The organism is Gordonia oleivorans, assembly GCF_040044975.1.
GTDB classification, from domain to species: domain Bacteria; phylum Actinomycetota; class Actinomycetes; order Mycobacteriales; family Mycobacteriaceae; genus Gordonia; species Gordonia oleivorans.
Window position 1 is genome coordinate 431,730 of the sequence record NZ_JBDZDI010000002.1, and the last position, 20,682, is coordinate 452,411.

19 protein-coding genes are annotated in these 20,682 nt (G+C 68.1%); 17 read left to right on the forward strand and 2 right to left on the reverse strand.

Annotation, left to right across the window (positions count from 1 at the left end; all coding sequences use genetic code 11):
- Window positions 1-68: 68 nt before the first annotated feature.
- The 6 genes from ABLE92_RS05420 (at window position 69) to ABLE92_RS05445 (ending at window position 5,096) form a co-directional block, all read left to right on the forward strand.
- Window positions 69-1,082: a PP2C family protein-serine/threonine phosphatase gene (locus tag ABLE92_RS05420; RefSeq protein WP_425476177.1), complete on the forward strand. Its 1,014-nt coding sequence runs from the start codon at window positions 69-71 to the stop codon at window positions 1,080-1,082.
- Between the two features lie 14 nt (window positions 1,083-1,096).
- The gene (locus tag ABLE92_RS05425; protein ID WP_348803644.1) at window positions 1,097-1,849 is read left to right on the forward strand and encodes an FHA domain-containing protein; all 753 of its coding nucleotides are present in this window, start codon (window positions 1,097-1,099) and stop codon (window positions 1,847-1,849) included.
- A gap of 417 nt (window positions 1,850-2,266) precedes the next feature.
- Window positions 2,267-2,707, forward strand: coding sequence for a response regulator transcription factor (locus ABLE92_RS05430; protein WP_348803645.1), 441 nt, complete (start codon window positions 2,267-2,269; stop codon window positions 2,705-2,707).
- A gap of 71 nt (window positions 2,708-2,778) precedes the next feature.
- Window positions 2,779-3,633: an acyl-CoA thioesterase gene (locus ABLE92_RS05435; protein ID WP_348803646.1), complete on the forward strand. Its 855-nt coding sequence runs from the start codon at window positions 2,779-2,781 to the stop codon at window positions 3,631-3,633.
- A complete protein-coding gene (gene pdxT, locus ABLE92_RS05440) occupies window positions 3,630-4,232 on the forward strand; it encodes a pyridoxal 5'-phosphate synthase glutaminase subunit PdxT (RefSeq protein WP_348803647.1) in 603 nt (200 codons plus the stop codon). The genes ABLE92_RS05435 and pdxT overlap by 4 nt, the downstream gene beginning before the upstream one ends.
- 111 nt (window positions 4,233-4,343) lie before the next feature.
- On the forward strand, window positions 4,344-5,096 hold the full coding sequence (locus ABLE92_RS05445; RefSeq protein ID WP_348803648.1) for a YebC/PmpR family DNA-binding transcriptional regulator: 753 nt from the start codon (window positions 4,344-4,346) through the stop codon (window positions 5,094-5,096).
- A gap of 50 nt (window positions 5,097-5,146) precedes the next feature.
- Here ABLE92_RS05445 and ABLE92_RS05450 read toward each other — a convergent pair whose 3' ends face one another.
- A complete protein-coding gene (locus ABLE92_RS05450) occupies window positions 5,147-5,755 on the reverse strand; it encodes a nucleoside/nucleotide kinase family protein (RefSeq protein WP_348803649.1) in 609 nt (202 codons plus the stop codon).
- Between the two features lie 112 nt (window positions 5,756-5,867).
- Here ABLE92_RS05450 and ruvC point away from each other — a divergent pair, with 112 nt between their 5' ends.
- The 9 genes from ruvC to ABLE92_RS05495 all read left to right on the forward strand — a co-directional run bounded on the left by ruvC (window position 5,868) and on the right by ABLE92_RS05495 (window position 17,079).
- Window positions 5,868-6,437: a crossover junction endodeoxyribonuclease RuvC gene (ruvC, locus tag ABLE92_RS05455; protein WP_348803924.1), complete on the forward strand. Its 570-nt coding sequence runs from the start codon at window positions 5,868-5,870 to the stop codon at window positions 6,435-6,437.
- Window positions 6,434-7,033: a Holliday junction branch migration protein RuvA gene (ruvA, locus tag ABLE92_RS05460; protein ID WP_348803650.1), complete on the forward strand. Its 600-nt coding sequence runs from the start codon at window positions 6,434-6,436 to the stop codon at window positions 7,031-7,033. Before ruvC ends, ruvA begins: the two co-directional genes overlap by 4 nt.
- Window positions 7,030-8,130, forward strand: a complete 1,101-nt coding sequence (gene ruvB / locus ABLE92_RS05465) for a Holliday junction branch migration DNA helicase RuvB (protein ID WP_348803651.1) — start codon at window positions 7,030-7,032, stop codon at window positions 8,128-8,130. Before ruvA ends, ruvB begins: the two co-directional genes overlap by 4 nt.
- Before the next feature lie 184 nt (window positions 8,131-8,314).
- Entirely contained in the window at window positions 8,315-8,731 is a 417-nt protein-coding gene (yajC, locus tag ABLE92_RS05470) for a preprotein translocase subunit YajC (protein ID WP_348803652.1), read from the forward strand.
- 370 nt (window positions 8,732-9,101) lie between these two features.
- Window positions 9,102-10,763, forward strand: a complete 1,662-nt coding sequence (gene secD / locus ABLE92_RS05475) for a protein translocase subunit SecD (protein WP_425476179.1) — start codon at window positions 9,102-9,104, stop codon at window positions 10,761-10,763.
- Window positions 10,760-11,986: a protein translocase subunit SecF gene (gene secF, locus ABLE92_RS05480; RefSeq protein ID WP_348803654.1), complete on the forward strand. Its 1,227-nt coding sequence runs from the start codon at window positions 10,760-10,762 to the stop codon at window positions 11,984-11,986. The genes secD and secF overlap by 4 nt, the downstream gene beginning before the upstream one ends.
- Before the next feature lie 71 nt (window positions 11,987-12,057).
- Window positions 12,058-13,731 (forward strand): ABC transporter substrate-binding protein, encoded by a 1,674-nt coding sequence (locus tag ABLE92_RS05485; RefSeq protein WP_348803926.1) that lies wholly within the window; start codon window positions 12,058-12,060, stop codon window positions 13,729-13,731.
- Between the two features lie 63 nt (window positions 13,732-13,794).
- Complete coding sequence (locus ABLE92_RS05490) at window positions 13,795-14,397, forward strand: adenine phosphoribosyltransferase (protein ID WP_348803655.1); 603 nt, start codon at window positions 13,795-13,797, stop codon at window positions 14,395-14,397.
- A 171-nt stretch (window positions 14,398-14,568) separates the two neighbouring features.
- Entirely contained in the window at window positions 14,569-17,079 is a 2,511-nt protein-coding gene (locus tag ABLE92_RS05495; RefSeq protein WP_348803656.1) for a RelA/SpoT family protein, read from the forward strand.
- A gap of 115 nt (window positions 17,080-17,194) precedes the next feature.
- On the opposite strand, the gene ABLE92_RS05500 is transcribed toward ABLE92_RS05495, so the two are convergent.
- A complete protein-coding gene (locus tag ABLE92_RS05500; protein ID WP_348803927.1) occupies window positions 17,195-18,139 on the reverse strand; it encodes a peptidylprolyl isomerase in 945 nt (314 codons plus the stop codon).
- 349 nt (window positions 18,140-18,488) lie between these two features.
- Here ABLE92_RS05500 and ABLE92_RS05505 point away from each other — a divergent pair, with 349 nt between their 5' ends.
- Both ABLE92_RS05505 and hisS read left to right on the forward strand, forming a co-directional pair.
- Window positions 18,489-19,247, forward strand: coding sequence for an MBL fold metallo-hydrolase (locus tag ABLE92_RS05505; protein WP_348803657.1), 759 nt, complete (start codon window positions 18,489-18,491; stop codon window positions 19,245-19,247).
- Window positions 19,244-20,512 carry a histidine--tRNA ligase gene (hisS, locus tag ABLE92_RS05510; protein WP_348803659.1) on the forward strand — a complete coding sequence of 423 codons (1,269 nt, stop codon included), beginning with the start codon at window positions 19,244-19,246 and terminating at the stop codon, window positions 20,510-20,512. The genes ABLE92_RS05505 and hisS overlap by 4 nt, the downstream gene beginning before the upstream one ends.
- Window positions 20,513-20,682: the final 170 nt, after the last annotated feature.

Here is a 20,682-nt window from a genome sequence, read left to right on the forward strand (position 1 = left end):
ATGAACAGCGTCAACTCGGTGTGGCCTGCTGACTGTTTCGGTGTCGGCGCCGGTAGGATCTGCTGACCATGGATTCGGTGAGCATCGTCCGTGATGCGGCGACGGCGGGCACCCATTTCGTCCAGAATTTGCGGCTGGAGTGGGCGGTGCGCTGCAGTGTCGGTCGGGTGCGGGAAACCAACGAGGACGCTGCGCTGGTGATGCCGGGCAAGTACCTGCTCGCCGACGGTATGGGGGGCCACGACAGCGGTGAATTGGCCAGCGAGGCCGCCCTGCTCACCTTGTCGGCGGCCGACGGTGCCGGGGAACTGATCGAGACGCAGAAATCACTGATCGATCTGCTCGACGAGGCGCAGACGCGTATCTCGGAGATCGAGACCTCGTCGGAACGCCGGGCCGGGACCACCACCACCGGGGCGTTGCTGGTGACCGTCGAGGGTGAACCACACTGGCTGATCCTCAACATCGGGGATTCCCGGACCTACCGGTATCAGCACGGCACCCTGCAACAGCTCACCCGCGATCACTCGCAGGTCCAGGACTTCATCGACGCGGGTTTCCTGACGCCCGAGGCGGCGCGGACCGATCCGCGCCGCAACGTGATCACCCGTGCTCTCGGTGCCGGGATGATCGATCCGGTGGCCGACTACTTCAGCACCGTCGCCCTGCCCGGTGACATCCTGCTGATGTGCTCGGACGGGCTGACCGGGGAACTGCCCGACGACGAGATCGCGCGGATCCTCGGTGACGCCGACACGGCCGAACGTGCCGCCGACGACCTCGTCGAGGCCGCCCTCGAACTCGGCGCCCACGACAACGTGACCGTCATCGTCGTCGAGGTCCACGAGTCGGTGGCCACGCTGCAGATACCGATCGTCGACGGGGAGGAATCGGAGGCCGGTGCGTCGGATGCGTCCGACACGCCGACCACCACAGACGACGCCGGGTCGGGCGACACCGAGCAGGACGACACCGGGCCGGGCGAAACCGATTCGGCCACCCCGGATTCCGAGGCGGCTGCCGACGGGACGGATGATTCCGACGACGACGCACCGGACACCGCGCCGACAACGGAGAAATGATCGGGTCGAGTTGAATGGTTCCTGAGTACGAACCCACCGGGAGCGGCACATCGGTACCGCCGGGGATGACGTACGTCGACTACTGCGGCGAGCGGTTTCCGCTGCCCGGGGACCGTCGATTCACCATCGGTCGTGAGGCCGATCTCTCCGTCGACGACAATCCGTATCTCCATCGTCGATTTCTGTTGCTGCACAACGAAAACGGGCTGTGGTGGCTCACCAATCTCGGGAGTCACCTGTCGGCGAGTGTGTCCGCCGGCGACGTCGGATTCTCCGCGACCCTCGGGCCGGGGGCGCGGATGCCGCTCGTGTTCGGGGAGACCACCGTCGTGTTCACCGCCGGGCCCACCACCTACGAGCTGATCGTCTACGCGACGGCGCCGCAGGTGCGTCCGGTCACCGAGCAGTCCTTCGCCGTCGGACGCACCACCGAGGGCGTGCCGATGCTCACCGAGAGTCAGAAGCTGCTCATCGTGGTGCTGGCCGAGGAGATCCTGCGTCGTGAGGGCACCGGTGCCAGCGCGATCCCCTCGTCGGCGAAAGCCGCTGCCCGACTGGGCTGGCCGCTGACGAAGTTCAACCGCAAACTCGACAACGTCTGCGACAAACTCGATCAACTCGGGGTCAGCGGGATGCGTGCCGGTGGCGGAAAGCTCGCGAGCAATCGTCGGGCACGGCTGATCGAGTACGCCATCTCCTCGCGCATCGTGACCCGCGACGATCTCCCGTTGATCGACGAGGAAGCGGCCCGCAACGCCGCGAGCTGACGGCGCTCTCAGCCACGTTGACAGCGCTTTGTACCACGCTGACAGCGCTCGCCACGTCGTTGACAGCGCTCAGGCTTCCTGAGGTTGGGCGCTGTCAGTGACCGGGTGAGCGCTGTCAGTGACTCGGTGGGCGCTGTCAGTGACCTGGTGAGCGCTGTCAGTGATGCGACGGTCCCGTGTCCCCGAGTCGGGGGAATGACAGGGGAGTGCGGTGGGTAGTCGCGACGGGGACCATGGGTAGAGTCCGGGAATCTCGTCCGTGCACCCCCTCTGAACTGCACGTATTCCATGGGTAGAACTACCCATGGGCAGGGGAGTTCTCCCCATCGACCTTCTTGCGAAACGCCCATAACGTCTTGTGCATCGGGTAACCGAGCCCACCAACCAGAAGACACACGACACGCACAGGAGCACACGATGACCGCAGTTGTTTCGCACATCCCCGCCGGCAACCTCGCCCAGGCCGCCCGTCGTCGCGCCGAGGCCGATCGGCGTCGCACCGAGGCTCTGGCCCGTCTGGCCGCACGGCGGATGCCGCTGCCCGGTCAGCAGGCCGCTCCCGTCGCCGAGCCCCGGATTCACCTGGTTCCCGAGGCCCGCGAGCCGCAGGCCCCCGAGGTCCCGGAGTTGCCGCGCCCGAACCTGACCACCCGTGAGGTCGAGGTGCTGCGCACCTGGCTGATGGTCGACTCCAAGCCCGCGGTCGCGCAGGAACTGTTCATCTCCCTGGGCACCGTGAACACCCACCTGACCCGCATCCGCGCCAAGTACGCCGAACTCGGCCGCACCGCGCCGACCAAGGCGGCGCTGGTGGCCCGCGCGGTGCAGGACGGACTGGTTCGTCTCGACGAGCTGTGACAGGGACGCGGCGTCGCAACCTGGTTGACGCCGCGTCGCAGGGTCCGGGCACGGTGCGCGATACTTGTCCGGTGGCAGACATCGAGGACATCCTGCGCGTCGAGCGCATCGAGACCGACATCTACCGGGGTGGGGCGTTCGAGAGCCACCTCCAGCGGACCTTCGGCGGACAGGTTGCCGGGCAATCGTTGGTCTCGGCCACTCGCACCGTCGGCGACGAGTTCGCGGTGCATTCGCTGCACGGATACTTCCTCCGCCCGGGCAATCCCGACATCCCCGCGGTCTTCCTCGTCGACCGCGTCCGCGACGGACGGTCCTTTGCCACCAGGCGCGTGACCGGAATCCAGAACGGCGAGGCCATCTTCACCATGTCCGCGTCCTTCCACGTGACCAGCGATCACGGCATCGAACACCAGGACCGGATGCCCCCGGCGCCGAATCCCGACGAATTGCCGGATCGCGCAGACGATCTGAGCGTCGAGGAACAGGCGGTCCTGCGGGAGTGGACGAACTTCGACATCCGGGTCGTGCCGGCCGAGCAGATGATCACCAACGAGTATTTCGCCGCGCAGCAGCGGGTGTGGTTCCGCTACCGCCATCCCTTGCCCGACGACCAGACGATCCACGTGTGCACGCTGGCCTACATGAGCGACATGACTCTGCTCGGATCGTCACGGGTGCCCCATCCCGACGTGACGCCGCAGGTCGCCTCCCTCGATCACGCCATGTGGTTTCTGCGCCCCTTCCGCGCCGATGAATGGCTGCTCTACGACCAGACCTCGCCGTCGGCCGGCGGTGGGCGAGCCCTCACGCAGGGACGCATCTTCGACCGTGCCGGCCAGATGGTCGCCGCGGTCACCCAAGAAGGGCTGACCCGACTCGGGCGCACCATGCCCGCCGACCAGCACGCGCGGCAGGAGCGGTGAGCGCGCCTCGCATCGGTGTTCTGGCTCTGCAGGGGGATGTGCGTGAGCACCTGGCCGCGCTGACCGAGGCAGGTGCCGACGCGCTCGCCGTCCGCCGACGCGCCGAACTCGACTCCGTCGACGGCCTGGTCATCCCGGGCGGGGAGTCGACGACGATGAGCAAACTGCTCGGGGTGTTCGACCTCTACGATCCGCTCCGGCGGCGTCTTGCCGACGGCATGCCCGCCTATGGATCGTGCGCCGGCATGATCATGCTGGCGTCGTCGATCCTGGACACCCGGGCCGACGCGCGCCACCTCGACGCTCTCGACATCACGGTGCGGCGCAACGCATTCGGACGTCAGGTGGAGTCCTTCGAGACCGATCTCGAGGTCGCCGGGATCACCGACGCGACCCCCATGCGTGCGGTGTTCATCCGGGCACCCTGGGTCGAATCGACCGGCGACGGCGTCGAGGTCCTCGCCCGTGTTCCGGACGGTCCCGCGGCCGGCCGGGTGGTCGCGGTACGCCAAGGTGACGTCCTCGCCACGTCCTTCCATCCGGAGGTCACCGGCGACCGACGTGTGCATGCCTACTTCGTCGACATGGTCCGCCGGTAGACTGACCTGTCAGGTTGTGCGCCCACGACCGTGATTCGGGTCACGGGTGGGGTGGCGCACTGAGTGATCGAGAGTTGTGCACGTCAGTGCCGGAAGGATCGGGTAGAGCGTATGAGCGGCCATTCCAAATGGGCCACCACCAAGCACAAGAAGGCCGTCATCGATGCCAAGCGCGGCAAGATGTTCGCCAAGTTGATCAAGAACATCGAGGTCGCGGCGCGGACCGGTGGTGGCGATCCGGCGGGTAATCCGACGCTCTATGACGCGATCCAGAAGGCCAAGAAGAGCTCGGTACCCAACGACAACATCGAACGCGCACGCAAGCGCGGCGGCGGCGAGGAGGCCGGCGGCGCCGACTGGCAGACCATCACCTACGAGGGCTACGGGCCCAACGGTGTCGCGATCCTGATCGAGTGCCTCACCGACAACCGCAATCGTGCGGCCGGCGAGGTGCGCACGGCGATGACCCGCAACGGCGGCAACATGGCGGATCCGGGTTCGGTGGCGTACCTGTTCACCCGCAAGGGTGTGGTCACCCTCGAGAAGGCCGGGCAGTCCGAGGACGACGTGCTGATGGCCGTCCTGGATGCCGGGGCCGAAGAGGTCAACGATCTCGGTGAGACCTTCGAGGTGGTCAGCGAGCCCACCGATCTGGTGGCCGTACGCACCGCACTGCAGGACGCCGGCATCGACTACGAATCCGCCGAGGCCGATTTCCGGGCGTCGGTGGAGGTCCCAGTGGACGCCGAGGGTGCCCGCAAGGTGTTCAAGCTGATCGACGCGCTCGAGGACTCCGACGACGTGCAGAACGTCTACAGCAATGTCGACGTGAGCGACGAGGTGCTCGCCGAACTCGACGCCTGACCCGACCGGCGCGCGCTCGACCCGCACCCGGCGATGCCGGACTCCCGGTGTCACCGGATGGCGATGGCCGGTCGTTCGGGATGGTCGTAGCGCACCTCGATGTCGGGCAGCGGCCCGAGTTCCTGCTGCTCCATGAGCGCGGCGATCGTCCAGTGCTCGTCCGGCGGCAACCGTCGACGCAGCGTGGGCGGGCTCATCCGCAGTGCGATGCCCAGATCGAGGTCGAGATCCTCGCGCAGCACCATGGGGCCGGCGACGAGAAGTATCTGGTCGTCGGTCGCGTGCTGCCGTTGATCGCGAAAAGATCTGTCGGAGTGGCCATCCCAGAGTCGCGGCAGCCACCGTCGATGGTGTCGGAGACCGTCGAGCACCTCGCGGCGCAGGGCCGGGTAGTCGTACCACGACGTCCGGAAGCTCTCGACGTCGTGGGCACCCCACTCCAGCCGGAGGGATGCGGGACGGAGGTAATCGATCACCCGGATCACCGCGGCGGCACGGCCGCGCGCCCGCAGAGTCGCCGCGATGGCCTCGGCGATCGATTCCGGCCGGGCCGGCGACGCGCCGTCGACGCCGACGATCGACGCGCCGTCGAGGTCCAGGCAGGTCTGCGCGCACATCTCGACGAGACCATCGGGATCGATCGGGGTGTAATGCGTCATCACCGGACATTCTCCCCGGCGCGAATCGGGGTCGTGTCGATCCGTTGCATTGTCGGTGGCCGCCGGTAGCATCTCGAACAGCTGTTCGTCTTGCGGAGAGAGGTGTGTGACCGTGCGGGTGATGGGCGTCGACCCGGGCTTGACCCGGTGTGGCATCGCGCTGGTCGAGTCGGGGAGTGGTCGGCAGGTGACCGCCCTCGACGTCGACGTGGTGCGCACGCCCACCGACATGGACCTGGCGCAACGACTGCTCGCGGTCTACTCCGCCGCCTGCCATTGGCTCGACGTCCATCAGCCCGACGTGGTCGCGATCGAGCGGGTCTTCGCGCAGAACCAGGTGTCCACCGCGATGGGTACGGCGCAGGCGGGTGGGGTGATCGCGCTCGCCGCCGGACAACGTGATGTGCCCGTCCGATTTCACACGCCGTCGGAGGTGAAGGCCGCGGTGACCGGCAACGGCCGCGCCGACAAATCCCAGGTCACCTCGATGGTGACGCGCATCCTCGGGATGCAGACCAAACCGCGTCCGGCCGATGCCGCCGATGCCCTGGCCCTCGCCATCTGTCACTGCTGGCGTGGCCCGATGATCGAACGCATGGCGCAGGCGCAACAACGCGCCGACGAGATCGCCCGGACGCACCGTCGCCGGGTGGCGGCGGCCGAACAAGGGAGGAAGCGATGATCGCCTCGGTACGCGGGCCGGTGCTGGAGGTGGCACTCGATCACGTCGTCCTCGACTGCGCCGGAGTCGGCTATCGCGTCCTGGCCACCCCCGACACGTTGTCACGGCTGCGACGAGGCGACGAGGCGACGCTGCTGACCTCGATGATCGTCCGTGAGGACTCGATGACCCTGTACGGGTTCACCGAACCCGACGCCCGAGCCCTGTTCGCGCTGCTGCAGACCGTCACCGGGGTCGGGCCCCGACTCGCGATGGCGACCCTCGCGGTCCTCGAACCCGACGCGCTGCGCCGCGCGTTGGCCGACTCCGACACCAAGGCACTCACCTCGGTCCCCGGAATCGGCAAGCGGGTGGCCGAACGTCTCGTCGTGGAACTGCGCGACAAGGTCGACCGGCCGGTCGCCGACACCGCGACGGCGTCGGGTGTGGCCGGCGCGGGTGGGGTCGCCGGGCAGGTCACCGAGGCACTCATCGGGCTCGGATTCACCGCGGCGCCCGCGGAGAAGGCCGTCGCATCGGTGCTGGCCGAGTCACCCGACGCCGACGCATCCGCGGCGCTGCGCCGATCGCTGGCCCTGCTGGGGAAGACGGCATGACCGGCGAGTACCCCGAGGAGGCGGGAACCGACGACGAACGCGAGGTCAGCGCGCTGCCGGTGCGCGCCGACGGCGACTTCGACGCCGGGTTGCGGCCGCGGTCCCTGGCCGATTTCATCGGGCAGCCCCGGGTGTGCGAGCAACTCGAACTGGTGCTGCACGGGGCGAAGAAGCGGGGGAGCACCCCCGACCACATCCTGTTGTCGGGGCCACCCGGGCTCGGCAAGACCTCGCTGGCGATGATCATCGCCGGGGAGATGGGATCGGCGATCCGGGTGACGTCGGGGCCCGCGCTGGAACGCGCCGGTGACCTCGCGGCGATGCTGTCGAACCTCGTCGAGGGTGACGTGCTGTTCATCGACGAGATCCACCGCATCGCCCGGCCGGCCGAAGAGATGTTGTATCTGGCGATGGAGGACTTCCGGGTCGACGTCGTGGTCGGAAAGGGCCCGGGGGCGACCTCGATTCCGCTCGACGTCGCACCGTTCACACTGGTCGGCGCGACGACCCGATCGGGATCGCTGACCGGGCCGCTGCGTGACCGCTTCGGGTTCACCGCGCACATGGAGTTCTACGAGACCGATGAGCTGGTGCGGGTGCTGCGGCGGTCGGCCGGCATTCTCGGTCTCGACCTGCAGGCCGATGCGTCGTCGGAGATCGCGAGCCGGTCACGCGGCACCCCGCGCATCGCCAACCGTCTGCTCCGCCGGGTCCGCGACTACGCCGAGGTACGGGGCGACGGGATCATCACCGTCGACATCTCGCGCGCGGCCCTGGCCGTCTACGACGTCGACGAACTCGGCTTCGACCGCCTCGACCGAGCCGTCCTCAACGCCCTGATCAGGGGATTCGGCGGTGGGCCCGTCGGCGTGTCGACGCTGGCCGTCGCGGTCGGCGAAGAACCGGCAACCGTCGAGGAGGTCTGTGAACCGTTCCTGGTCCGGGCCGGGATGGTGGCCCGCACCCCACGCGGGCGGGTGGCCACCGCGGCCGCCTGGCATCACCTCGGCCTGACACCGCCGGCCGGCGCGCTCAACGCCACCTTCGGCGTTCGACCCCGCGACGGCGGAACCGCGTCACTGTTCGACGAGCTGTGATCGGGCAAATCCGGCACCCCGACGGCGGCCACCTCGACACGGCGGCCCTAGGGAAACCGGCGATGGCCATGGCACACTGGACAGAGTGCATGCCGACACACACTTGTCGGCACCCCCGCGACCCGTGGTTCCCACGCAGCGTCGCGGGTGACATTCTCGATACGACAAGGACGATTGTTTCCTGATGGAATCTCTGTTTCTCCCGTTGCTGCTGGTCTTGATGGTCGGTTTCATGGTCTTCTCGATGCGCAAGCAGAAGAAGCGTGCGGCCGAGATGCAGGACATGCAGAACTCGGTGCAGACCGGAACCCGCATCCAGCTCTCCAGCGGACTGTTCGGCACCGTGATCGACGCAACCTCATCGGACTACGTCGACGTGGAGATCGCCACCGGCCTGGTCACACGGTGGAACCGGCTGGCCGTCATGCGTGTCGTCCCGACCGACGAGGCCGCCGCCACCTACCCCGGCTATGTCCCGCCGTTCGCCCTCGAGGATGACGATGATCACGACCTCGACGACGCGGTTGCCGACGACACCACCTCGGACACCCCGAACCTCAACAAGTCCTCCGACGACAAATCGGCCGATTCCGAGAAGTAGGACATCGGCGTCGCGTGACCCGCGACGCACCTGCCCCGCCCCCGGGATTCCCGGGGGCGGGTGTCTGTGTGCGGGACGCTACAGTGGCCGGGATGATCGCGCGTTCCCGCCGACACCGCGCTGATCAACGTTCGTATCAAAGGAGATCGAGTACGTGAGTTTTTCCCGTGGGGCCGAATCGAAGGGAGCCTCCACCGACGGAACCGGTGCGAGCGGTCCCACACCGAGCGGACCCGATCCCCGGACGACCGGACCGAAGGGCTCGCGTCGGCGGCCACGTCCCGACTCGGATTCGGCGAAGCCCACCACACGCAAACGGGCCCGATCGTCGGCGCGTGAGATCCCGCCGTGGCAGCCGCTCACCGCGTTCGTGGCGTTGCTGGCCCTGGTGTACCTGCTGATCTTCTTCACCGGGGGTGGTTCGCCGGAACCCAAACTCGGTATCGACCTGCAGGGCGGCACCCGCGTCACCCTAACCGCCCGCACCGACAACGGTCAGGCGCCCAACCGGGATCAGCTCAACCAGGCCAAGCAGATCATCGAGCAGCGCGTCAACGGACTCGGCGTCAGCGGCTCGGAGGTCGTGGTCAGTGGCAACAACCTGATCATCACCGTGCCCGGCAAGGACGGCGCGCAGGCCAAGTCGCTGGGCCAGACGGCGCGGCTGTACGTGCGCCCGGTCGAACAGCAGACCGCGGCCACCCCGCAGCCCGCCGATCAGCAGCAGGATTCCGAGAACTCCGAGGATCTGCCGGCCGATCAGGTCGCCGCCCAGATCGCCGAGGCGAAGAAGAACCGGCAGGCCCCCGCGAACTCCAACACCGAGGCCCTCGCGGCCTACATGGCCAAGATGGACTGCTCGCCGAACGCCAGCGATCCGTTGCGCGGCAACGACGATCCCTCCCAGTACCTGGTGGCCTGCTCCACCGACGGCAACACCGTGTACCTCCTCGGACCGGAGATCATCGACGGCCGTGACATCAAGTCGGCGAGTGCCGGTACCGAACCGCAGACCGGTGAGTGGATCGTGAGCCTGGAGTACAAGGGCGACGCGGCGAGTTTCTGGCCCACCTACACCGCACAGAACGTCGGCAAGCAGACCGCCTTCACCCTCGACACCCGGGTCGTCTCGGCGCCGGTCATCAACCAGGCGATCACCGGGGCCACCCAGATCAGCGGCAACCCGTTCAGCGAGTCCGAGGCCACCGACCTGGCCAACGTGCTCAAGTACGGATCGCTGCCGTTGTCGTTCTCGACCTCCGACGCCGAGACCGTGTCGGCGACGCTGGGCTTGTCGTCGCTGCGCGCGGGTCTGCTCGCCGGCGCGATCGGCCTGATCGCGGTGTTGATCTATGCGCTGGCCTACTACCGGATGCTGGGCTTCCTCACCGTGGCGTCGCTGCTGCTGTCGCTGGTGATGGTCTACGGCATCATCGTGCTGCTGGGGCGCTGGATCGGCTTCACCCTCGATCTGGCCGGTATCGCCGGTCTGATCATCGGCATCGGCATGACCGCCGACTCCTTCGTCGTCTACTTCGAACGCATCAAGGACGAGATGCGTGAGGGCCGGAGTTTCCGGTCGGCGGTACCCCGCGGCTGGGCATCGGCGCGGCGCACCATCTGGTCCGGTAACGCGGTCAGCTTCCTGGCCGCCGCGGTCATCTACATCCTGGCCGTCGGCGAGGTCCGCGGATTCGCCTTCACCCTCGGTCTGACGACGATCCTCGACATCGTCGTCGTCTTCCTGGTGACCCATCCGCTGGTCGTGCTGGCCAGCCGCTCGGAATTCCTGTCACGACCCGGCGTCAACGGTCTGGGTGCGGTCAGTGAGGTGGCCCGCCGGCGCCGCACCGAACGCGCCGAGCGGGTGGGCGCGCTGACCGGTGCCGGCGCCCGGGGTGCTGCGACCACCGAGACGACCTCGGGGTCGCCGAGCCTCACCAAACAACCCGGCAGCGCCGGATCCGGGACAGATCACGCCACCGGTGACGCGCCGGCCGGCGACGCATCGGCGAAAGGATCGTCGAAATGACCAGCCCCAACCAGACCGCCACTGACACCGACGGCGCGACGACCACCGTGGCGGCCCCGGCGACCGGTAGTGACGCCGACTTCACCGCCGACACCTCGCGATCGTTCCTGTCGCGGCTCTACACCGGCACCGGCGCCTTCGAGGTCATCGGCAAGCGCCGTCAGTGGTACATCGTCACCGCGGTGATCCTGGCGATCTGCGTGATCTCCATCGGTGTGCGTCAGTTCAGCTTCGGCATCGACTTCGAGGGCGGCACCCAGATCTCCATCCCGGTGTCGCAGGGCATCAGCAGCCAGTCCGTGGAGGATGTCGTCGGCAAGGCACTCGGCACCGCACCGGATTCGGTGCAGACCGCGGGATCAGGTTCCAGTGAGACCGTCCAGGTCCGCACCGACGCGTTGACCCTGGAACAGGCGCGGACGGTCACCGTGGCGCTGACCGACGCCTACGGGCCCGAACTCACCGCGCAGGACGTCAGCATCTCGGAGGTCAGTTCCACCTGGGGCCGCGAGATCACCGAGAAGATGCTCATCGCGCTCGCGGTCTTCCTGGTGATCGTGTTCATCTACATCGCGATCCGCTTCGACCGGGAGATGTCCATCGCCGCGCTGGCGACGCTGTTCTTCGACATCATCGTGACCGCGGGGGTGTACTCGCTGGTCGGATTCGAGGTCACCCCGGCCACCGTCATCGGTCTGCTGACCATCCTCGGTTTCTCGCTGTACGACACGGTGGTGGTGTTCGACAAGGTGTCGGAGAACACCCGTTCGGTCCTGCAGACCACCCGCCGCACCTACGCCGAGCAGGCCAACCTGGCCGTCAACCAGACCCTGATGCGCTCGATCAACACCACCGTCATCTCGGTGCTGCCGATCATCGCGCTCATGGTGATCGCGGTCTGGTTGCTCGGCGTCGGCACGCTCAAGGACCTCGCACTGATCCAGCTGGTCGGTGTGGTGGTCGGTGCGTACTCATCGGTGTTCCTGGCCACGCCGCTGCTGGTCACCCTGAAGGAACGCCGCGAGGACATCTCCCGGCACACCGCCCGGGTGCTCGCGCGCCGCGCCGCGATCGAGAAGGGGGAGGACCCCGACGCCGGTGACTCCGCGGCACGACGACGCCCGGCCCGATCACCCGGGACGCGCCGGTCCGGGGGAGCGCGGCAGGCCGCCGCCGACGACACCCCCGCCGTGCCGAGCGGAAAACGGCGCCGCACGCGATAGTCTCGGCACTCGTGACGAGGGGTTCGCGCACCACGCGCGGGGAGGATGCGCGGTCGGTGCGCCGCCGGTCGATGGTGATACGGCTGCTGGTCGTGATGGTGGGTGCGGCGCTGGCGGCGACGCTGGTGTCGGCGTGCTCCGACCCACCACCGCCGACCATCGACTATGCGGTCGACGCCAAGCTGAGCACCTACAACGCCAACACCCGCGAGGGCAACGCCAACGGCGTGCTGATGGCCACCACCCGTGTGCTGCCCGGTTTCAGTTACCTCGGCGATGCCGGGCAGGTGACCCCGGACCGTGACATCGGAACCGTGACCCGCGAGCCGGGTGGCCGATTGACGCTGCGCTACGACTTCAACCCGAAGGCCACGTACTCCGACGGCGTCCCGCTGACGTGCGATGAGATCGTGCTGGCCTGGGCCGCGATGAGCGGCCGGTTCGACGATTTCACGCCCGCGACCACCGCCGGCTACCGCGACATCGACTCGGTCGACTGCACCCCCGGTGCCACAACGGCCACGGTCACCTTCGCCGCCGGGCGTGACTACCAGGACTGGGCATCGCTGTTCGGTGCCGGCACCCTCCTGCCGGCACACGTCGTCGCCCGCGACGCCGGGGTGGCCAACATCGTCGACCCGATCCGCGCGCGCAACCGTGCGGTCATCGAACGGATCGCGAAGTCCTGGAACACCGGGTTCGACTTCACTCCCGGAGACTTCGATCGCAGTCGGTTCCCGGCGTCGGGGCCCTACCGATTCGAGAGTTACTCCACCTCCGGCGGCCTCCTGCTGGTGGCGAACGACACCTGGTGGGGTGATCCTCCGGCGGCGTCACGGATCACGATGTGGGGCCGCGGCAACGACGTCGCCCAACGCCTGGCCGACGGTGCGTACGACATCGCCGACGTGACGGCCGGTCTCGCCGACGGGGAGAACGTCCCACGACCGACCGACGGGGCCGAATCGCAGGCACTGGCCGTCGAGGGGCTGGTGCTGTCGGGGCGTGGCGTGTTCGGCGACGTCAGGGTGCGTCGGGCGTTCGCATCCTGCGTGCCCCGCGATGGGTTGGCACGGCAGTTCGGCAGCGGTGCGCAGATGTGGAACATGCGGGTCCTGGCACCCGGGGACGAGTTGGCCGCCTCGCTGAACGGCGAATTCGGGCGCGAGTACCAGCGTCCCGACCTCGGGCGCACCCGAACACTGCTGGCGGAGGCGGCCGGTACCGCCGATGACGGCACCCCGCGCCGGGCGTCGCGCACCGTGCGTATCGGCTACCTGGCGCCCACTGGGCGCTGGAACCAGATGGTCGCCGCGATCAACGCGTCCTGTGCGCCGGCGGGTATCACGGTGACCGACACCGCGTCGTCGGTCACCGGCGTCGGCGGGCTGGGATCGCAGGCGGATGCACTGCTGGTGGCGAGCGGCGCCTCGTTCTCCGCCGCGGGGTCCTCCGATCCGATCCGCGACGCCTATCAGCTGCGTGGCGGCGATCCGCTGAATCTGACGACCCTCAACAATCCGCAGGTCAACACCGCCATCGATCAGCTCGCCGTGGCGGATCTGGAGGCCGAGCGACTCGGCCTGGTCCGCACCATCGAGACCGGAGCGTGGGCGCAGGTGGCCTCGATCCCGTTGTTCGCTGCCCCGCGCGTGCGGCACTGGAATGATCAGGTCGACAATGTGGTCGCCGGATTGGGGCGCAACGGGACGGGATGGAACATGGATCGGTGGATGCTGACGTGACGACACTGACAACACCGCACACCTGGGAACCGCAACGCCGGGGATCGCATGGGGGTGGACCCGATGACCGATGACGTCTCCGACGACGCGGCCCGGCCGATGGTCGACGGTGACATCACCGCCGACGCCCTGCGACGCGCCCGGATCGCCATCACCGAACACGGCCGGATGGTCGCCGACTTCCCGGAACCGGGAATCGACTTCAAGGACCTCACACCGGTGCTCGCCGACCCGGACGGGTTGTCCTCGATCGTCACCGCACTCACGCACGGCTGTGCCACCATCGACCTCGTCGCGGGCATCGATGCCCGCGGGTTTCTGCTCGGCGGCGCGGTCGCACGGGAACTCGGGGTCGGGGTGCTGGCGGTCCGCAAGGGCGGCAAGCTGCCACCACCGGTCCACGGGATCGATTACGACCTCGAATACGGGCGGGCCCGACTCGAGATCCCGGCCAGCGGGATCGACATCACCGGCCTGCGGGTCCTGCTCGTCGACGACGTCCTCGCGACCGGCGGAACCGCCGTGGCGGCGGCCGAACTCCTCGAACGCGCCGGCGCCCGGGTCCTCGCCGTCGCGGTGATCATGGAGCTGAGCGCCCTCGGTGGCCGGCGGCGCATCGCCGACGGTCTCGGCGAGATCCCGGTGCACTGCATCGCCACCGACTGATCCGGACACACCTCCTCGAACGGTCGGTGGGGTCGGGCGGTGGGGTCGGGCGGCGGTGCACATCGGGTTGGGTGCGGCCCGCGGATTAGACTTGACGAATAGTCCGTTGAGTCCGAGATGGTGTCCGCACCGGTCGCCGGTCCGGATTCGTGTCGCTGAATGGAGGGTCGCATGGCCGACGAGCCCAACCCCGGCCCGGTGAATGCCACGGCCACCGAGGACGCGGCACGCTCTCGCGATGACACCGCCGCCGCTGCCCGGCCTCACCCGGCCGCCACGCAGGTGGTCGGAGCCCACGCCGACGGCGGCGCGACCGGCGCGAGCACATCGGATGCGCCCGCGCCCGAGAAGGTCGCACCGACGACACCGTCGGACGGCGCCGACGCCACTGCGCCGGAGACGAGTGCGATCCCGCCGCAGCATTCCTCGGCGTCGCGTCGCGTCCGGGCCCGGCTGGCACGGCGGATGACCGCGACGCGGTCACCGGTGCGCCCGGTGCTGGAGCCGCTGGTGACGCTGCATCGGGAGATCTACCCGAAGGCCGACGTCGCGCTGCTGCAACACGCCTACGACATCGCCGACGAACGCCACAGCGGGCAGACCCGGAAGTCGGGGGATCCCTACATCACCCACCCGCTTGCGGTGGCGACGATCCTGGCCGATCTGGGGATGGACACCACCACGCTGGTGGCCGCCCTGCTGCACGACACCGTCGAGGACACCGGGTACTCCCTCGAGGCGCTGGAGAAGGACTTCGGTGCCGAGGTCGCCCACCTCGTCGACGGCGTGACCAAACTCGACAAGGTCGCGCTCGGCTCTGCGGCCGAGGCCGAGACGATCCGGAAGATGATCATCGCGATGGCCCGCGATCCGCGGGTGCTGGTGATCAAGGTCGCCGACCGGCTGCACAACATGCGCACCATGCGGTTCCTGCCGCCCGAGAAGCAGGCGCGCAAGGCGCGCGAAACGCTGGAAGTCATTGCGCCGCTTGCTCATCGGTTGGGAATGGCGACGGTCAAGTGGGAGCTGGAAGACCTCTCCTTCGCGATCCTGCACCCCAAGCGCTACGAGGAGATCGTGCGGCTCGTCGCCGACCGCGCGCCCTCGCGTGACACCTACCTCGCCCGGGTGCGCGCCGACATCAACAACGCCTTGAGTTCGGCCAAGATCACCGCGACCGTCGAGGGCCGGCCGAAGCACTACTGGTCGATCTACCAGAAGATGATTGTCAAGGGCCGCGACTTCGACGACATCCACGACCTCGTCGGCATGCGGATCCTCTGCGACGAGGTGCGCGACTGCTATGCGGCGGTGGGCGTGGTGCATTCGCTGTGGCAGCCGATGGCCGGACGGTTCAAGGACTACATCGCGCAACCACGGTTCGGCGTCTACCAGTCGCTGCACACCACGGTCATCGGTCCGGAGGGCAAGCCCCTCGAGGTGCAGATCCGGACGCACGACATGCACCGCACCGCGGAGTTCGGGATCGCCGCGCACTGGCGCTACAAGGAGGGCGGCTACAAGGACCGCAAGGGCCGCCGCACCGATGTCGCCGAGGTCGACGACATGGCCTGGATGCGTCAGCTTCTCGACTGGCAGCGGGAGGCCGCCGACCCGGGCGAATTCCTCGAGTCGCTGCGCTACGACCTCGCCGTCAAGGAGATCTTCGTGTTCACCCCCAAGGGGGATGTGATCACGTTGCCGGCCGGCTCCACGCCGGTGGATTTCGCCTACGCCGTGCACACCGAGGTCGGCCACCGATGCATCGGCGCGCGGGTCAACGGTCGTCTCGTCGCACTCGAACGCCAACTCGAGAACGGTGAGGTGGTCGAGGTCTTCACCTCCAAGGCGCCGAACGCCGGACCGAGCAAGGACTGGCAGAACTTCGTGGTGTCCCCGCGGGCCAAGGCCAAGATCCGGCAGTGGTTCGCCAAGGAACGGCGCGAAGAGGCCCTCGAGACCGGCAAGGACGCCATCGCGAAGGAAGTGCGACGGGGTGGACTTCCGTTGCAGCGCTTGATGAGTGCCGATTCGATGGCCGCGGTGGCGCGCGAGTTGCGCTATCAGGACGTCAGCGCCCTGTACACGGCGGTGGGGGAGAATCACGTGTCGGCCCGGCACGTGGTCAACCGGTTGGTGGCCGCGCTCGGCGGGATCGACGCGGCCGCCGACGAGATCGCCGAGTTGACCACCCCGTCGACCATGCCGACCCGATCCCGCCAGGGCGGCGACGCCGGTGTGGTGGTCGAGGGCGTCGACAACGTGCTCATCAAACTCGCCAAATGCTGTACGCCCGTACCGGGCGACACCATCATGGGTTTCGTCACCCGGGGCGGCGGGATCAGCGTCCACCGCACCGACTGCACCAACGCCGCGGCGCTGCAGGGGCAGGCCGAACGGATCATCGACGTGTCCTGGGCGCCGTCGCCCGAGTCGGTGTTCCTGGTGGCCATCCAGGTCGAGGCGCTCGACCGGCATCGGCTGCTGTCCGACGTCACCAAGGTCCTCGCCGACGAGCGGGTGAACATCCTGTCGGCGTCGGTCACCACCAGCCGAGACCGGGTCGCGATCAGCAAGTTCACCTTCGAGATGGGTGACCCCAAGCACCTCGGACATGTGCTGAACGTGGTGCGCAACGTCGAAGGCGTCTACGACGTCTACCGCGTCACCTCGGCGGCCTGACACCGACTGACCGACCCGTCACCGGCCGCTCGCTCGGGCGTCGATCGACGCCGATGGCCCGCCACCTGGGGTGACGGGCCATCGGTTGTCTGTTATCGCGATCGCGAGCGGAGTGTCAGGACACCACCGCGGTCTCCACGGTCACCGGGATCTTCGGCGCGCCGTCGTCGGTCTTGCGTTCGAGTGCCCCGGTCATCTGGTTGGTGCCGATGCCGGGTTCGACGCCGCCGGCGTACACCTTGTCGATGACCTTCATTCCCGCGGCGTCGACGGTGCCGACGACGGCGTAGTTCGGGGGCAGTTGGCCATCCTGGATCAGGACGAAGAACTGCGCGGACCCCCCGGAATTGGCCTCACCCTGTTGGGCCTGACCGCTGTTGGCGATGGCGACGGTACCGCGCGGGTAGGTGACCACCTGCTGCTGCATGGCCGAGGCCTCACCGACCGGTTTCAGATTGGTCGGCGGCTCGTCCGGGCTGGTCCAGCCGGGCGACCCGAGGCCGCTGCCGGTGGGATCACCGCACTGCAGGACCTTGAGGTCGGCCGTCGTCATCCGGTGACACGGGCTGCCGTTGTAGTACCCGTTGTCGGCAAGGGAGATCACCGCGGCGGTGTTGCAGGGCGCGCCGGTCCGGTTGAGGTCGATCGGAATCGCACCCTGGTTGGTGTTCAGGGTGAGGGTGGCGGTCCCGTCCTTGGGCTGGGTCGAGTCCGGTTTCGGCGACGTCTTCTCGTTGCCCTTGCCGGCGTTGACCTTGTCGATCTGCTCCTGATACAGCGCGCGTTGCGCCGGATCGGTGACCTGGGCGGGTGGGCTGGTCGGCACGTCGGCCAGGTTGCTGGCCTTGTCGGTGTAGGTACACGTCGTGTGCGCGGCGTTGAACCGATCGGTCTGGATCTTGTCGACGATGAAATACGTCGCGGTCGCCACCACGGCGATCACCACCGCACCGGAGATGGTCCCGATCATGATCTTGCGCTTGCGCTGTGCCTGCCGTTCCCGCTCCAGGCGCTCCTCGAGCTTGCGTTTGGCGGCCTCGCGTCGCTGCTCATTGGTCAGCGCGCGGCGGGTCGCGGCGTCGGTCGCGGTCGACGTGTCGACGACCGCGGTGTCGTCGGCCGGATCTGATGAGTCTTGGGATTCCGGCTTGCCGGGCTCGTTGTCGCTCGCCACGCTCTGCACGCCCTCCTCGTCCTGGTGCTGCGATCGTGCTGGTGCTGGATTGACCTGGTGCTGCGGTTCTGGAATGTCCGGGCGGCCACCGAACACCCCATGCAGTGTGCCAGTATCACCTGTGAAGTCACTGCACCGGGTCTTTGACACTCCCCGCACGTGACGGTCGTGAGGAGATCGCCGGTTCCGACAGGCCACGCAAACCGCCTGGATCCGATGGGCCACAATGGAGAGCATGCTCATCACCGGCTTCCCTGCAGGGATGTTCCAGACCAACTGCTACATCGTGGCCGCCGGTCCGGGATCCGAGGCCATCATCATCGACCCGGGCCAGGATGCGGCCCCCCGGGTGCGGGAAATCCTGGCCGAACACCAGCTGACTCCGGTGGCGGTGCTGTTGACCCATGGGCACCTCGACCACACCTGGAACGCGACCGAGTTGTGCGACGAGTTCTCCATCCCCGCCTACATTCATCCGGATGATCGACCCATGCTCGCCGACCCGGCGCGGGGCCTCGGGCCCGCACTCGGTCCGATGATCGGTTCGCTGACCTTCCGTGAACCGGAGAAGGTCGTCGATTTCGTCGACGGTGAGGACGTCGAGGTGGCCGGCCTGCGCCTGGCCGTCGACCACGCGCCGGGACACACCGCGGGATCGGTGTTGCTGACCATGGACGTGCCGATTCCCGATGAGCAGTCCGGCGACGGGGCCGACGCCGGGGCCACGGTGCCCGTGTGTTTCTCCGGTGACGTACTGTTTGCCGGGTCCATCGGCCGGACCGACCTGCCCGGCGGCAGTCATCAACAGCTGCTCGAGTCGATCGGTGCGCGGCTGCTGACCCGTTCCGACGACACACAGGTGCTGCCCGGCCACGGCCCGCAGACCTCGGTCGGCCAGGAGCGGCGCACCAACCCGTTCCTCGTCGACGTGGCAGCCGACCCGTCCGCGCGGGCCGCGGACGACACCTCGACGAAGGGATCTCGACGACTGTGAGCGCCGACTTCTCCGCGCCCCGCGGAGTTCCCGACTACTACCCGCCGCGTTCGGCCGACTTCCGTCGTGTCCGCGACACCCTCACCGAGGCCGCGCGCCGCGCCGGTTACGGCCACATCGAGTTGCCGGTCTTCGAGGAGACCGCCTTGTTCGCGCGCGGCGTCGGCGAGTCCACCGACGTCGTGAGCAAGGAGATGTACACCTTCGCCGACCGCGGTGAGCGGTCGGTGACACTGCGGCCCGAGGGCACCGCGGGGGTGATGCGTGCGGTGATCCAGCACGGCCTCGACCGCGGACAACTGCCCGTCAAACTCTGCTACGCCGGACCGTTCTTCCGGTACGAGAAGCCGCAGACCGGTCGTTATCGGCAGTTGCAGCAGGTCGGCGTGGAGGCCATCGGCGTCGACGACCCGGCCCTGGACGCCGAGGTGATCGCGATCGCCGACGAGGGGTACCGGCGGCTCGGGCTGTCCGGCTTCCGCCTGGAGATCACCTCACTCGGCGATGACGAGAGTCGTCCGCGGTATCGGGAGGCGTTGCAGCAGTTCCTCTTCGGGCTCGATCTCGACGAGCCGACCCGCGCCCGCGCGCAGATCAATCCGTTGCGGGTGCTCGACGACAAGCGACCCGAGATCAAGGCGGCCACCGCCGATGCGCCGCTGCTGCTCGATTATCTGAGCGACGACGCGCGCGCCCACTTCGACACCGTGCTCGCGCACCTGAAACGGCTCGGGGTGCCCTACGAGATCAACCCGCGTCTCGTCCGCGGTCTCGACTACTACACGAAGACGACCTTCGAGTTCGTCCACGACGGACTCGGGGCGCAGTCGGGCATCGGCGGCGGTGGACGCTACGACGGACTGATGCGCCAGATCGGCGGCAAGCAGGACCTGTCCGGGATCGGATTCGGTCTCGGCGTCGACCGGACGATGCTCGCGCTGGAGGCCGAGGGCGTCGCCGACGCCGACGCCGCGCGGGTCGAGGTGTTCGGGGTGCCCATGGGTGCGGAGGCGAAGGCCGAATTGGTCTCCGTCGCAGGACAACTGCGGGCCGCCGGGATCAGCGTCGACCTCGCCTACGGCGATCGCGGACTCAAGGGCGCGATGAAGGCCGCCGACCGTTCCGGCGCGCGTCTCGCGCTTGTGCTGGGGGATCGCGAACTGGCCGAGGGGAAGCTGGAGATCAAGAACCTCGGCACCGGTGACCAGCATCAGGTGGAGCTGGCGCGCGTCGTCGACGAGGTGAGTGGGTTGCTGGGTCGCTGATTCCGGGGGCGTCTGTCGAACGGAGTAATCCCGGCGCAGTGTGTGATGTGAATCACATATGGCGGGCATGCTGTAGCGATCGGATTGCAGCGACTCCCGGAGGTTGCCATGACAGGTCACGGCACACGAGGTCATCGACGAAGCGCGATAGTCGGCGGCACCGCAATCCT